This is a genomic window from Geothrix alkalitolerans (assembly GCF_022808885.1).
Lineage (GTDB): Bacteria > Acidobacteriota > Holophagae > Holophagales > Holophagaceae > Geothrix > Geothrix alkalitolerans.
The window spans coordinates 1-13,157 of sequence record NZ_JAKZLE010000003.1; the positions used below are offsets into that span (position 1 = coordinate 1).

General features: G+C 67.0%; 16 protein-coding genes. 8 read left to right on the top strand and 8 right to left on the bottom strand.

Annotation, left to right across the window (positions count from 1 at the left end):
* Positions 1–496 (top strand): hypothetical protein (locus tag MLJ35_RS07740; RefSeq protein WP_243383850.1); only part of this gene is annotated, 496 nt, incomplete at its 5' end.
* 16 nt (positions 497–512) lie between these two features.
* Here the strand turns inward: MLJ35_RS07740 and MLJ35_RS07745 are convergent.
* Complete coding sequence (locus MLJ35_RS07745) at positions 513–941, bottom strand: CBS domain-containing protein (protein ID WP_243383851.1); 429 nt, start codon at positions 939–941, stop codon at positions 513–515.
* A gap of 205 nt (positions 942–1,146) precedes the next feature.
* Between MLJ35_RS07745 and MLJ35_RS07750 the strand changes: the two genes are divergently transcribed.
* The 5 genes from MLJ35_RS07750 to MLJ35_RS07770 all read left to right on the top strand — a co-directional run bounded on the left by MLJ35_RS07750 (position 1,147) and on the right by MLJ35_RS07770 (position 5,196).
* The gene (locus tag MLJ35_RS07750) at positions 1,147–2,688 is read left to right on the top strand and encodes an acyl-CoA carboxylase subunit beta (protein ID WP_243383852.1); all 1,542 of its coding nucleotides are present in this window, start codon (positions 1,147–1,149) and stop codon (positions 2,686–2,688) included.
* 10 nt (positions 2,689–2,698) lie between these two features.
* Complete coding sequence (locus MLJ35_RS07755; RefSeq protein WP_243383853.1) at positions 2,699–3,025, top strand: acyl-CoA carboxylase biotin carboxyl carrier protein subunit; 327 nt, start codon at positions 2,699–2,701, stop codon at positions 3,023–3,025.
* An 85-nt stretch (positions 3,026–3,110) separates the two neighbouring features.
* Positions 3,111–4,103: an ornithine carbamoyltransferase gene (gene argF, locus MLJ35_RS07760; RefSeq protein ID WP_243383854.1), complete on the top strand. Its 993-nt coding sequence runs from the start codon at positions 3,111–3,113 to the stop codon at positions 4,101–4,103.
* 142 nt (positions 4,104–4,245) lie between these two features.
* Positions 4,246–4,743: a hypothetical protein gene (locus MLJ35_RS07765; protein ID WP_243383855.1), complete on the top strand. Its 498-nt coding sequence runs from the start codon at positions 4,246–4,248 to the stop codon at positions 4,741–4,743.
* 39 nt (positions 4,744–4,782) lie between these two features.
* A complete protein-coding gene (locus MLJ35_RS07770) occupies positions 4,783–5,196 on the top strand; it encodes a nuclear transport factor 2 family protein (protein ID WP_243383856.1) in 414 nt (137 codons plus the stop codon).
* 34 nt (positions 5,197–5,230) lie between these two features.
* Here the strand turns inward: MLJ35_RS07770 and MLJ35_RS07775 are convergent, their stop codons facing one another.
* Positions 5,231–6,571 carry a metallophosphoesterase gene (locus tag MLJ35_RS07775; protein ID WP_243383857.1) on the bottom strand — a complete coding sequence of 447 codons (1,341 nt, stop codon included), beginning with the start codon at positions 6,569–6,571 and terminating at the stop codon, positions 5,231–5,233.
* A 123-nt stretch (positions 6,572–6,694) separates the two neighbouring features.
* Between MLJ35_RS07775 and MLJ35_RS07780 the strand changes: the two genes are divergently transcribed.
* On the top strand, positions 6,695–7,444 hold the full coding sequence (locus tag MLJ35_RS07780; protein ID WP_243383858.1) for a cytidylate kinase-like family protein: 750 nt from the start codon (positions 6,695–6,697) through the stop codon (positions 7,442–7,444).
* Between the two features lie 72 nt (positions 7,445–7,516).
* Here the strand turns inward: MLJ35_RS07780 and nuoF are convergent, their stop codons facing one another.
* The 3 genes from nuoF to MLJ35_RS07795 form a co-directional block, all read right to left on the bottom strand.
* Positions 7,517–8,887 (bottom strand): NADH-quinone oxidoreductase subunit NuoF, encoded by a 1,371-nt coding sequence (gene nuoF, locus MLJ35_RS07785; protein ID WP_243383859.1) that lies wholly within the window; start codon positions 8,885–8,887, stop codon positions 7,517–7,519.
* 14 nt (positions 8,888–8,901) lie between these two features.
* Complete coding sequence (locus tag MLJ35_RS07790; protein WP_243383860.1) at positions 8,902–9,477, bottom strand: NADH-quinone oxidoreductase subunit NuoE family protein; 576 nt, start codon at positions 9,475–9,477, stop codon at positions 8,902–8,904.
* A gap of 94 nt (positions 9,478–9,571) precedes the next feature.
* Positions 9,572–10,165: a YceI family protein gene (locus tag MLJ35_RS07795; RefSeq protein WP_243383861.1), complete on the bottom strand. Its 594-nt coding sequence runs from the start codon at positions 10,163–10,165 to the stop codon at positions 9,572–9,574.
* 116 nt (positions 10,166–10,281) lie between these two features.
* Here MLJ35_RS07795 and MLJ35_RS07800 point away from each other — a divergent pair, with 116 nt between their 5' ends.
* Positions 10,282–10,770: a MarR family winged helix-turn-helix transcriptional regulator gene (locus MLJ35_RS07800; protein ID WP_243322770.1), complete on the top strand. Its 489-nt coding sequence runs from the start codon at positions 10,282–10,284 to the stop codon at positions 10,768–10,770.
* A 56-nt stretch (positions 10,771–10,826) separates the two neighbouring features.
* Here MLJ35_RS07800 and nuoD read toward each other — a convergent pair whose 3' ends face one another.
* The 3 genes from nuoD to MLJ35_RS07815 are packed head-to-tail and all read right to left on the bottom strand — an operon-like array spanning position 10,827 to position 13,156.
* Positions 10,827–11,999 (bottom strand): NADH dehydrogenase (quinone) subunit D, encoded by a 1,173-nt coding sequence (gene nuoD, locus MLJ35_RS07805; protein ID WP_347710753.1) that lies wholly within the window; start codon positions 11,997–11,999, stop codon positions 10,827–10,829.
* A 40-nt stretch (positions 12,000–12,039) separates the two neighbouring features.
* Positions 12,040–12,534, bottom strand: a complete 495-nt coding sequence (locus MLJ35_RS07810; protein WP_243383862.1) for an NADH-quinone oxidoreductase subunit C — start codon at positions 12,532–12,534, stop codon at positions 12,040–12,042.
* 13 nt (positions 12,535–12,547) lie between these two features.
* The gene (locus MLJ35_RS07815) at positions 12,548–13,156 is read right to left on the bottom strand and encodes an NADH-quinone oxidoreductase subunit B (protein ID WP_243383863.1); all 609 of its coding nucleotides are present in this window, start codon (positions 13,154–13,156) and stop codon (positions 12,548–12,550) included.
* Position 13,157: the final 1 nt, after the last annotated feature.

The following is a 13,157-nucleotide window of genomic DNA, read 5'->3' on the forward strand; positions in this document are numbered from 1 at the left end:
GCTCATGCGCTACAACCGCATGATGTACGGTCCCACGGCGAAGGAGATGAAGCCCGCCGTGAAGAAGGTCAACTTCGGGGCGGCCTACCTGGATCACCCGAAGTTCCAGAGCCTGATGACCGCCTTCAAGCGGGGCACGGCCTTCAAGTTCGAGGTCACGGACAAGGGCAAGACCTACACCATCGCCACGGATGGAACGGACATCCTGTTCAACGGGAAGACCATCTTCTATTCCCGCCCCATGAACAAGTACGAGGACCACCTGCTTCTCGACCGCGTCTCCATGACCCAGTACCAGACGACGGATGCGCTCATCCACCTGGCCTTCGCCGTGCTGCGCAGCCTCCCGGAGCTCGCCGGGCATTCGCTGGTCTACATGCAGCACCAGTTCTACTACGGCGCGGAGCCCCTGGAGGATGGCGTGGCCCAGCAGGGTCCCAACCTCCTGCTCGGCTCCTACCGACACAACAAGGTCCCGGAGAAGACCCGGGGCTAGACACCGGCCGAGCGGCTCAGTTCTGGATGTAGTGCACCAGCTGATCGATGGTGAACCGCTGGTCGGAGATGGTTTCCTTCACCAGGTCGCCGATGGAGAGGATGCCCAGCACCTCGTTGTCCTCCGAAAGGACCGGCAGGTGGCGGATGTGCTTGCCCGTCATGAGGGCCATGCACTCCTCTACGGTCTCCCCCAGGGTCACGCAGCTCACCCGCTCGCTCATGATCTCCCGCACGAGGGTGTCCTTCGAGGACTTGCCCTTGAGGATGATCTTCCGCGCGTAGTCCCGCTCCGAGAAGATTCCCACCAGGCGACCTCCTTCCAGCACCAGCAGGGCGCCGATGTCGTGCTGGGCCAGCAGGGTCAGGGCGGTGAACACCGTGTCGTCGGGGCCTACCGACACCAGGGCCTTCTTGCCTTGGATCAACTGGGCGAGTGGTCGCATGCGTGCCTCCCGGCGCCGGACTGGATGGAATGGATGGCCCTGACTATACGGCCAAGGAGGGCCCAATGGGACCCTCCGGTTCCGGGAATTCGTGATCCTTGGCGTGGATTTTCCCGGGACAAGGCATTTATGATGCATGGGTCAGCTTTTTGAAAGCCTGCCCGGACCTGCGCTCAGGGCCGCGAAATGCCTCCAAGGATCGCCCATGTCCCTCCCCCGGAAACTCAAGGATCACGCCGCCCGCCAAGCCGAAGCCAAGGAGCCCCATCCGGAGGCGGCCCGGAAGCAGGCTGCCCAGGGCAAGCTCCTGGCCCGGGAGCGCATCACCGCCATCCTCGATCCCGATTCCTTCCATGAGTACGACCTCTTCGTGGAACACAAGTGCTCCGACTTCGGCATGGCGAAAAAGCAGCTGCCCGGGGACGGCGTCATCACCGGCACGGGCACCATCGCGGGCCACCCGGTGGCCATCTACGCCCAGGACTTCACCGTGGCCGGGGGCAGCCTGGGCCTGGCCCACGCCCGCAAGATCACCAAGATCATGGACCACGCCATCAAGCTGGGCATCCCCCTCATCGGCATCAACGATTCCGGCGGGGCCCGCATCCAGGAGGGAGTGAACTCCCTGGCGGGCTATGGCGAGATCTTCTACCGCAACACCCTGGCCTCGGGCGTCATCCCCCAGATCTCCATCATCCTGGGCCCCTGCGCGGGCGGAGCGGTGTACTCCCCGGCCCTCACCGACTTCGTCTTCGTGGTGGACAAGATCTCCAAGATGTTCATCACGGGCCCGGAGGTCATCAAGACCGTGCTGGGCGAGGAGATCTCCATGGAGGACCTAGGCGGGGCCCGGGTGCAGTCCGAGATCTCGGGCAATGCCCATTTCTATGCGGAAAGCGAGGCCACGTGCTTCGAGCAGGTGAAGCGCCTGGTCACCTTCATCCCCTGGAACAACCGCAAGAAGGCTGACCCCTTCAACACCAGCCCCTCCCGCACCGAGGAGGACCTGGAGCGCATCATCCCCTCCGAGGCCCACCGGCCCTACGATGTGCGCGACGTGCTGCGGGCCGTCTGCGACGGCTCGGACTTCATGGAGGTCCAGGCCCTCTGGGCCGCCAACGTCGTGGTGGGCTTCGCCCGGATGAACGGCCGCACCGTGGGCATGGTGGCCAACCAGCCCGCCGTGCTGGCCGGCGTCCTCGATGTGGACAGCTCGGACAAGGCCGCGAGGTTCATCCGCTTCTGTGACGCCTTCAACATTCCCCTGGTGACCTTCGTGGACCTGCCGGGCTACCTGCCGGGCGTGGACCAGGAGCACGCCGGGGTCATCCGCCACGGCGCCAAGCTGCTCTACGCCTACAGCGAGGCCACCGTCCCCAAGATCACGGTCATCCTGCGCAAGGCCTACGGAGGCGGCTACATTGCCATGTGCTCCCGCCACCTGGGCGCCGACTTCGTCTTCGCCTGGCCCTGCGCCGAGATCGCCGTCATGGGCCCCGAGGGCGCCGCCAACATCATCTTCAAGGGCGAGATCGCCGCCGCGGCCGATCCCGAGGCCTTCCGGAAGCAGAAGGTCCAGGAATACACCGAGAAATTCGCCAGCCCCTACGTCGCCGCGGCCAATGGGCATGTGGATGCGGTCATCGCCCCCCGGCAGACCCGCGACTTCCTGCTCCACGCCCTGGCGATCTCCGAGCAGAAGGACGAGCCGCGGCCCGCCCGGAAGCACGGCGTGCCCCCCTTCTGAGCGAGCCTCCATGACCACGCGCCAGACCCTCACCCTGAACGACACCGTCTACGAAACGGCCCACACCCGGAAGTACACCCTCCGGAAGGCCTACGCACCCAGGGACCCGGGCCGGATCACGGCCTTCATCCCCGGCCTCGTCCTGGAAGTCCTCGTGAAGCCCGGGGACCTCGTGCGCCGCGGCCAGAGCCTTCTCGTCCTCGAGGCCATGAAGATGCAGAATCACGTGGCGGCCCCCTTGGACGGCACCGTGCTCGACGTGACCGCGGCCCCCGGCGCGACCGTGGCCAAGGGGCAGCTGCTGGTGACCCTCCGGACGGGCTCTGACACTCTGTAAACCGGGGTTCGGGCCGGCGCCTTCCGGACCGCCGTCACCCCGGGGGGCGGCTACCCTGGGGCCTGGATTCGCTTCGGAGGACCCCATGGCCGTCAACCTCAAGGGACGCAGCTTTCTCACGCTGATGGACTTCACCCCCCTGGAGGTGCGCTACCTCCTGGACCTCTCCCGGGACCTGAAGGCCAAGAAGCGCATGGGGCTCCACGGCGAGGCCCTGAAGGGCAAGAACATCGTGCTGCTCTTCGAGAAGACCAGCACCCGCACCCGCTGCGCCTTCGAGGTCGGCGCCCTCGAGGAAGGCGCCCACGTGACCTTCCTGGACAGCGCCAGCTCTCAGGTCGGCAAGAAAGAGAGCATCGAGGACAGCGCCAAGGTGCTGGGCCGCTTCTACGACGGCATCGAGTACCGCGGCTACAAACAGGAAGTGGTGGAGGCCCTGGCCCAGCACAGCGGCGTGCCCGTGTGGAACGGCCTCACGGACACCGACCACCCCACCCAGATCCTGGCGGACTTCCTCACCATCGAGGAGCACGTGGCCAAGCCCCTGAACAAGGTGAAGCTGGTATTTTGCGGCGACATCCGCAACAACATGAGCTACGCCCTGATGTACGGCGCCGCCAAGACCGGCATGCACATGGTGGCCCTGGGGCCGAAAGACCTCGCCCCCGATCCCGCCGTGCTGGCCGCCGCCCGCAAGGCCGCCGAGGAGACCGGCGCCACCATCGAGGTCACCGATGACGTCGCCGCCGCCGTCAAGGACGCCGATGTGCTCTACACCGATGTCTGGGCCAGCATGGGCGAGGAGGACCAGATCCCCCAGCGCGTGAAACTGCTCACGCCCTTCAAGGTCACGATGGAGATGGTGCAGAAGACCGGCAACCCGGACGTGAAGTTCCTCCACTGCCTGCCCGCATTCCACGACTTCGAGACCAAGCTGGCCAAGGAGCAGAAGGCTCTCGGCCACGACATCCGCGAGGTGACGGACGAGGTCTTCCGGTCCCGCCACAGCGTGGTTTTCGACGAAGCCGAGAATCGCATGCACACCATCAAGGCCGTCATGGTGGCGACCATCGGGTAGGGGACGACCCAGCCCCATCGGTTGTTTCACCGCAGAGAACGCAGAGAAGGTTTTTCTCCGCGTTCTCTGCGGTTGGCGTTTGAAGGTGTTGCCGCGGACCACCCGGTGCTATGGTGGGACCACCCATTCCACGGAGGTCCCCATGCGCGCAGCCCGGCTGTTCATCGTACCTGTACTCGCGGCTCTGTCTCTGGCGGCCCAGGAGCCTCCCCTCTCCGGCGCCTGGACCCAGACCAAGGCCGATGACATCGCCGCGGCCATCGACGCCACGGTGAAGGAGATGGCCTTCTACAAGCGACCCATCGCCCGCGGGCGGCTCAGGAAGCTGAACCCCGCCTACCGGAAGGTCACCATCACCATCACCGACAAGGGCGTGGCCGTGAAGCTGGACGACCGGGCCCCCATCCTCATGCCCGCCGGCGGCAAGGCCGCGCCCTGGACCCGCGAGGACGGCGAGAAGTTCATGGTGGCCGCCCAGGTGGGCAAGGACCAGCTCGTCCAGACCTTCAAGAACGAGGACGGCGAGCGCACCAACTTCTTCAAGCTGAGCCCCGACGGCAAGGCGCTGACCCTCACCGCCACGGTGAAGAGCCCCCAGCTGCCGAAGCCGCTGACCTATTCGATCCATTTCGGCCGCTAGGCGCCGTTCGACGGCCCGGGCGGCCTGCGGAGGTGGCGCATGACACGCACCGCGCCGTACGCCGTGGCTTCCGTGATCATCCTCCTGGCCTCGTGCCGTCCCCCGGCGCTGGCCCCGTCCGCCCCCGACACGCCGGACACCCGGCTCGTACTCAGCTTCCTGGAGGCCTACGGCCGCCGGGATCTCGAGGGGATGATGCGGTGCCTGACCGAGGACGCCGTCTTCCGGGGATCCGGCGGAATCCTTTCGAAGCCACAGATCCGGGCCTTCTTCCAGACCACCTTCCGCAAGCACCCCGACCTCCGCGTGGAGGTCGGGACGTTGGCGGTGGTCCAGGGCTCGATCCAGGCCCGGGTCAAGGTCCAGACCGATGCCATCTGGTCTGACACCTGGATCTTCGAGATGCGGGACCACAGGATCCGCGCCTATTCGCTCGCCTCAGGAACACGCTAGGTTCCCCGCACGGTCCCAGCGGCCCCTGACAAGCTCACTTCGTGAGCGTCACGGCCTCCAGCTCCCGCCCTTCGGCATCCAGTTGCCGCAGCCTCAACTCGCGGCCGTCCACGTCCAGCACCGTGAAGGAATGCCGGTCGGAGACGAAGGCGCGGGTCCAGGGCTGCCAGCTGGCGCGGACATCCGTCTGCCAGCGGTCGTAGAGCTCGGCCCCGCCGGCGCCCGTGACGATGTGGACGACGCCCTTCGCCCGGGTGACCGTCTTGCCGTCGAAGGCCTCGTCGACGGTGAAGGTGCCCTCCACCGGCCTGCCCCGGGGCCCCACCTTCGTGGGCGTGAAGCGGAGGGGAGCCGTGCGCTGGTAGTTGTGGACATGGCCGGCCAGCACCAGGTCCACGCCGTACTTCTCGAGGAGGGGGCTGATGGGGCGCATCCACTGGTCATCCATGTGGCTGCGGGAGCTCTGGAACAGGGGGTGGTGGAGGGCCACGATGCGCCAGGTGGCCGCCTTCGCGGCCTTCAGGTCGGCCTCCAGCCAGGCCCTCAGGACCGGGCTCGTCCAATCCGCGTAGGCGTTGGAATCCAATACGGTCCAGTGGACCTTGCCGTAGTCGAAGCTGTAGCTGGCCATGCGGGGAAAGGCCGGGCCCGCGGCAGCCACCATGGCATCGTGCACGCCGGCCACGACGGGCGCGGCGTTCGGCCCGCCGGGCTCCAGGGCGGGCCCGTTCAGGGGCAGGGACCAGTAGGCGAAATAGGCGGCCGCATCCGGAGCGCGGCGGAACGGCACGTCGTGATTGCCGGGCAGGCCCAGGAACGGCACCTCCGCCATGAGCGGGCGGGAGCCGCCGTTGTAGACCGGGAAGAAGCGTTGGCGGTACTCGGAGGCCAGGCCCATGCCATAGACCAGGTCCCCGACAAGGAGGACTGCGTCCGGATGCGCGCCGGCCACGGCCTGCGCGAGGGCCGCCTGTTCCCGCGACCCGTCCGCCGCATCCCCGAACACCACCATCCGATGGGCGTCAGGCTTGCGCACTTGCGCCTGAGCCTCGAACACCACCGCGCCATCCCGCTTCACCCGATAGGGCACGCGGGCCCCCGGCGGCAGGTCCTTCAGGGTGGCCCGGTAGATGCGGTGGGGCGGCAGAGGCGGCGCATCCAGCCGGCGGAAGGCGGGCCGCAGGGGCTTCCAGCGGTCGCCGACCTTCACCTCCACGCGCCAGGCGGCGTCACGATCCTCGGTCTGCCACAACAGATCCAGCCGGTCCACGGCCGCCGCCTTCGGAGCATCGCCCAGCTGCAGGTAGGGCTGCACCAGGAAGACCTCCTGGGCCCGGAGGAGCGAGGCGAGCAGGAGGAGGATGGAGAGGCGCATCCTTCCAGGGTAGGTGGTCCTCCCAGGAGGCTCCAGACGATCCGGGCCTTGCCTGTGCCCAGGAAGGCCTTATGCTCCAAGCGCCGGCCGTCCTCGCCTGGCTGTCCCGCCACTGGAGGTCGTATGCCCAAGCCCCTGGCGTCCCTCGTCCCGAGCATCGAGAAGCGGGAATGCACGTGGACCGAGCTGCAGGAGCGGCTCGCGCGCTCCCATCAAAGGCGGAACCTGCCCACCATCACCATCTCCAGGGAGTTCGGCTGCCAGGGCTATCCCCTGGCCCTCCACCTGAAAACCCTCCTCGACGAGGTGACAGGCCTGCCCTGGACCATCTTCGACAAGGCGCTGGTGGATCAGGTGGCCTCCGACGAAAAGCTCTCCCGGGAGCTCCTGGCCCACCTCGGGAACGAAAGCCACGCCCAGGATGTCCTCCGGACGCATTTCGGCTTCCTCACCCACGATGACGCCTACGCCAAGGTGGTGCAGCACCTGGTCCCCATCGCCATGGCCGGGGGTGCGATCATCGTCGGCCGGGGCGGGGCTGTCGTCTGCCAGGACATGAAGAACTGCTTCCATTTCCGCCTGGTGGGCAGCTTCGAGTTCCGCGTCCGATCCATCGCGCGCCGCCTCGAGATGCCCATGGAGGACGCCGGGGACGTGGTCCGGGTCCAGTCCAAGCTGCGAGAGAAGTTCATCAGCGAGTGCCTGCACACGGACATCACCTCCTTCCACTGGTACGACGCCGTCTTCAACAACGGACGACAGCGGGTGGAAAGCGTCGCCCAGGCGTGCCTCCGGCTTGTCGAATGCGGCTGGCCTGATCTGAAGGGCGGCTACAAGGCCGGCCCCGCGCACCCGACCCTGGTCGGCTCCTGAGTGGCGCGACCTTTCCCGAACAAGGAACCGGGCGCCGTCGGCGCCCGGTTCTGCGGAACGGAAGGATGGCCGCTAGTGCGCGCCCACCGCGGTCAGCAGCCGCGAGCCCTGGGCGTAGCAGGTCTTGTGGGTGATGTGATGCTCGAACTCGTGGCGGAACTTCTGGAGGGCGGAGTCCATGGGGCCGCAGGCGGCGTCGCCGAGGGGGCAGAGGGTCCGCAGGCCGATGCGGGGTGTGAGGCTGGCCAGCAGGTCCAGGTCCTCCATGCGGCCTTCGCCGTGCTCGATGCGGTGGAGCACCATCTCCATCCAGTTGCAGCCTTCGCGGCAGGGCGTGCACTGGCCGCAGCTCTCGTGGGCGTAGAAGCGGATGAGGCGCAGGGTGGCCTGCACCATGCAGGTGTCCTCGTCCATGCAGATGAGGCCGCCGGAGCCGGCCATGGAGCCGCGGGCCTTCACGGTGTCGAAGTCCAGCGGGCAGTCGAAGTCCTTCTCGTCGAACATGGGGGCGCTGGCACCGCCGGGGATGATCGCCTTGATCTTCTTGCCGGTGCTGGAGCCGCCCGCCAGTTCGTTCACGACGAAGTCCATGGGCGTGCCCAGGGGCAGCTCGAAGAGGCCCGGGCGCTTCACGTGGCCGCTGACGCCGAAGATGCGGGTGCCCGTGTTCTTGGGGGTGCCCAGCTTGGCGTACTCGGCGCCGCCCATGCGGAGGATGGGGGGCACGGCCGCGAGCGTCTCCACGTTGTTCACGGTGGTGGGCTGGCCGAAGGCGCCCTTGGCCGCCGGGAAGGGCGGCTTCACGCGGGGCTCGCCGCGGCGGCCTTCCAGCGAGTTCAGCAGGGCCGTCTCCTCGCCGCAGATGTAGGCGCCGGCGCCGCGGTAGACGAGGATGTCGTAGTCCCAGCCCGTGCCCAGGATGTTCTTGCCGAGGTAGCCGGCATCGCGGGCCTGCTGGATGGCGGCCTCCAGCTTCTCGATGAGCCAGAGGAACTCGCCGCGGATGTAGACGAAGCCCAGCTTGCACTGCATGGCCCAGCCGCCGATGATCATGCCCTCGATGAGCTGGTGCGGGTTGTACTCGAGGATGGCGCGGTCCTTGAAGGTGCCGGGCTCGCCCTCGTCGCCGTTGCAGACGAGGTAGCGCGTGAACTTCCGCTCGGGCGTGTCCTTGGGCATGAAGGACCACTTCAGGCCGCAGGGGAAGCCCGCGCCGCCGCGGCCGCGGATGCCGGAGGTCTTCATTTCCTCGACCACGGCCACCGGCTCCATTTTCAGCGCGGCCTTCAGGGCCACGTAGCCCTCGTGCTTCTGCTCGTAGACCTTGAGGTGCCAGTTGTCCAGGTCCCCCGCCCCGCGGAGCATCAGGTTCGGGTACTTCTCCGTGCCGAAGCCGGGGAAGGTGTAGATCTGGGGATCGGGCTTGGTGCGAATGGCGGCCATGTCTGTGTCTCCGCTCAGTGGGCCCAAGGCCGGTAATCGCCCCGCTTGCAGGCTTCCATCACCTCGAGGAGCTTCTTCTCGTCCACGAACTCGTCGTAGACATCGTGGTTCACCTGCACGCAGGGGCCGCTTCCGCAGCCGGCGAGGCACTCGACCTCCTCCACGCTCCACATGCCGTCGGCGCTGGGGCCCTGGCCGGGCTTCACGCCGGTCTTCTCGCAGACCTTCTCCAGCAGCTGGGCGGCGCCGCGCAGGGCGCAGCTGATGTTGGTGCAGACCTGGAGGTGGAACTGACCCACCGGGGCCTTCTGGTACATCGTGTAGAACGTGGCGACGCCGAAGACGTGGCCCTCGGGGATGCCGATGGCCTTGGCCACGGCCTTCATGGCCGAGAGGCTCACGAAGCCGAACTCGCGCTGGGCGATGTGCAGCGCCGGCAGCGTGGCCGCGAGCTTGTCCGGGAACTTGACCATGAGGGCCTGGATCTCCGCCAGGGCCTCGGGGCTGAATTCCTTCCGTTCGGATTCCGGCAGCCGCTGGCCCGGGGCTAGGGGCTCGTTCGAGGTCTCGGGAGGCAGAGGATGGTTCATGGGCGCGCTCGCATGAACGGCCAGTTTAGCCCAAAGACGCTGGGGGGCACCGGGGTAAACCCCTGTGCCCCCCATCACGAAACGGGACGTCCGGTTACTTCTGGGCGGTCTGGGCGACCTTGCCGGCCTCGGCGTTCAGACTGACGGCGACGGTCTCGCCGATGACGCCGGGGAAGGTCTTGATGCCGTACTCATTGCGGTTGAGGCTGAGGGCGCCGTCGATGAAGCCTGCCACCACGCTGCCGGGCGCCATGCCAGGCTGGGTGCCGGCGTTGGTGATGGGGAAGGTGATGCGCCGAGTCACGCCATGCAGGGTGAAGTCGCCGGTGATCTCCAGCTTGCCCTTGGCCACTTCCTTCACGGAGGTGCTCTTGAAGGTGATGGTGGGGTACTTCGCCACGTCGAAGAAGTCGGGGGACTTCAGGTGCTTGTCGCGGGCCTCGTTGTCCGTGGTCAGGCTGGCGGCGTCGATGGTGACGGCCACGCTGGACTTGCTGATGTCGGCGGTGTCGACCTGGATGGTGCCTTCGAACTTCGTGAAGCGGCCGCTGACCTTGGCGAGCAGGTGGCTGACCTTGAAGCTGACCTCGCTGTGGACCGGGTCGATCTTGTAGGTGTCCTGGCCGGCCAGGGCGGGCACGGCCGCCAGGGCGAGGGTGGCGAGCAGGGTGCGGAAGGGGTGTCGCATGGAGCCTCCAGAAATTAGGTGTTTCACCATGCAATTCAGTCTAGGCGCTTCCAATGAAGTTGCAACACCTTTTTTGGGGGAAATCATGTCAATCTTGGATCAGCCGGAGCAGAACCATGCACATCCAGGAAGAACTCCAGATCACCAAGCCCCTCGAGCCGGGCCACGAGGTGGCCCTGGCGATCCTCCTGACCCGGGAGTATGTCGCGCGGCTCTTCGACCAGGCGCTCTATGAGCCCGAGGACCTCTCCGACCAGCAGTTCAACGTCCTGCGCATCCTCAAGGGGGGCGGGAAGGACGGCTACCTGGTGAAGGACATCCGCTGCCGGATGATCTACCGCTTCGCGGACGTGCCCCGCCTGGTGAACCGCCTGGAGGCCCGGGGCCTGGTGAAGCGCTGCGAGAATCCCTCCGACCGCCGGGGCAGCCGGGTGCAGATCACGGCCAAGGGCCTGGCCCTGGAGGCCCGCATGCACGACTGCCATCAGGCACTCTGCCAGCAGGTGGACCGCTGCCTCTCCGTGGAGGAGCGCAACCAGCTCCTGGCCATGCTGGAGCGCCTGCGGGACGACTACCGGGCCCAGCTGGAGGCCCTGGGCAAGTAATCTGCGGGCGGCGCGTCAGCGGTCGAGCCCGCCGGCGATGATGCTCACTCGGCGCGTCAGCGGTCGAGCTCGCCAGCGATGATGTTCATGGCGCCGAGGACGGCGACGGCGTCGGCGATCAGGCAGCCCTTCACCTGCTCCTCGAAGCTGCTGAAGATGGGCAGACAGGGCGGACGGACCCGGATGCGGTAGGGGTTCTTGCCACCGTCGCTCACGAGGTAGAAGCCCAGCTCGCCGTTGGCCGCCTCGGTGGCGCTGTAGACCTCGCCCACGGGCATGTCGATGCCGTGCATGATGAGCTTGAAGTGGTGGATGAGGCTCTCCATCCGCGTGTAGACCTTCTCCTTGGGCGGCAGGGCCACCTTGTAGTCGTCCACGATGACGGGGCCGGGCTCCAGGCGGTCCAGCACCTGGCGGATGATGCGCAGGCTCTGGCGCATCTCCTCGATGCGAACCAGGTAGCGGTCGAACACGTCGCCGGTGGTGCCCACGGGGATGTCGAAGTCGTAGGTCTCGTAGCCCAGGTAGGGCTGGGCCTTGCGGAGGTCCTGGGGCACGCCGGCGGCGCGCAGGCAGGGGCCCGTGTAGCCGCTGTTCACGGCGTCTTCGGGGCTGATGGCGCCGATGCCCTTGGTGCGGTTGTACCAGATGGGGTTGTGGGTCAGGAGACGCTCGCACTCGTCCACGGCCGCCTCGCATTCCACGAGGAACCGCTCGGTCAGGGGCACGAAGCCCTCTGGGATGTCGCGGAAGAGGCCGCCGATGCGGGTGAAGCTGGTGTGCAGGCGCTGGCCGGCGGCCATCTCGAAGAGGTCGTAGACGGTCTCGCGCTGCTTGAAGAGGTAGAGGAAGGCGGTGAAGGCGCCGATGTCCACGGCGTTCACGCCCACGCAGACGATGTGGTCGGCGATGCGGGCCAGCTCGGAGACCAGCACGCGGATCTGCTGGGCCCGCTTGGGGATCTCGATGCCGAGCAGCTTCTCCACGGCGCAGGCGTAGCCCACGTTGTTCATGATGGAGCTGCAGTAGTTCAGGCGGTCGGTGAGCGGAATGAACTGCTGGTAGCTGAGGCTCTCGCCCAGCTTCTCCACGCCGCGGTGCAGGTAGCCCATCTCCGGGGTGGCCCGGATGATGGTCTCGCCTTCGAGCTCGAGGACGATGCGCAGGGTGCCGTGGGTGGTGGGGTGCGAGGGCCCGAAGTTGACGATCATGTGATCGCCGTCGAGCATCTGGCGGGAGAGGGCGATGGAATCCATGGTCATAGCGTCCTCAGCCCCTGGCCCGTTCGCCGTTGTTGTAGGGAGCGGTGCAGCCTTCCATGCAGAAGGGATCGCCGCCATCCAGGGGGAAGTCCTTCCGGAGCGCGTGCCCCTGGAAGTCGTCCCAGGTGAGCAGGCGCTTCAGGTTCGGGTGGCCCTCGAAGCGGATGCCGAAGAGGTCGAAGACCTCGCGCTCGAACCAGTCGGCGGTCTTGAAGCGGCCGGTCAGGGTGGGCACGGTCTCGCCGTCGGCCACGGGCACCTTCACCCTCAGGCGCTCCTGGCTGGCGAGGTTCAGCCAGTGGTAGACCACGTCGAACCGTTGCTCACGCTCCGGCCAGTCCACGGCGGTGATGTCCACCAGCAGCTGGAAGCCCTCCCGGTGGATCAGGTCCACCAGGGGCAGCAGGTTCTCCTTCGCGACGACCACGGTCTGGTCGCCCCGGAAGTCATGGCGGTCGGTGATGGCGCCCGGCAGCTGTGCGTCGATGTGCTCGATGATCATGGTCTTCCCCAGGCTAGAAGATCGTGCCCGCGCCGCGCTCCGCGGCGTCCAGCAGCATCTCGCGGATGGTCTGCTGGCCCGTGAGGCCCTTTTCCGCCTGGAGCGCGTCCTGCCGTGCCAGGCTTTCGTAGAACCGCGCGATGTGGTCCTTGCGCATGGAGAGGGATTCCTTCTCGATCTTCTCCTGCAGCTTCATCACGCCGTAGAGCATGCTCTCGGGCCGGGGCGGGCAGCCTGGCACGTAGACGTCCACGGGAATCACCCGGTCCACGCCCTGGAGTGTGGCGTAGGTGCGGTACATGCCACCGGAGCTGGCGCAGACACCGAAGGAGATCACCCACTTGGGCTCGGCCATCTGGGCGTAAATGGTGCGCAGCACCGGCGCCATCTTGTTGGTGACGGTGCCGAGGATCATCATCATGTCGCTCTGGCGGGGGCTGAAGCGCATGGCCTCGGCGCCGAAGCGGCTCATGTCGTACTTGGAGGCCTGCATGCTCATGAACTCGATGGCGCAGCAGGCGGTGCCGAAAGGCATGGGCCAGAGGCTGTTCTTGCGGCCCCAGTTGACGACCGCGTCCAGGCGGGTGGTCACCACCGCGTCGTTGAGGTTCATCTCGGCCATG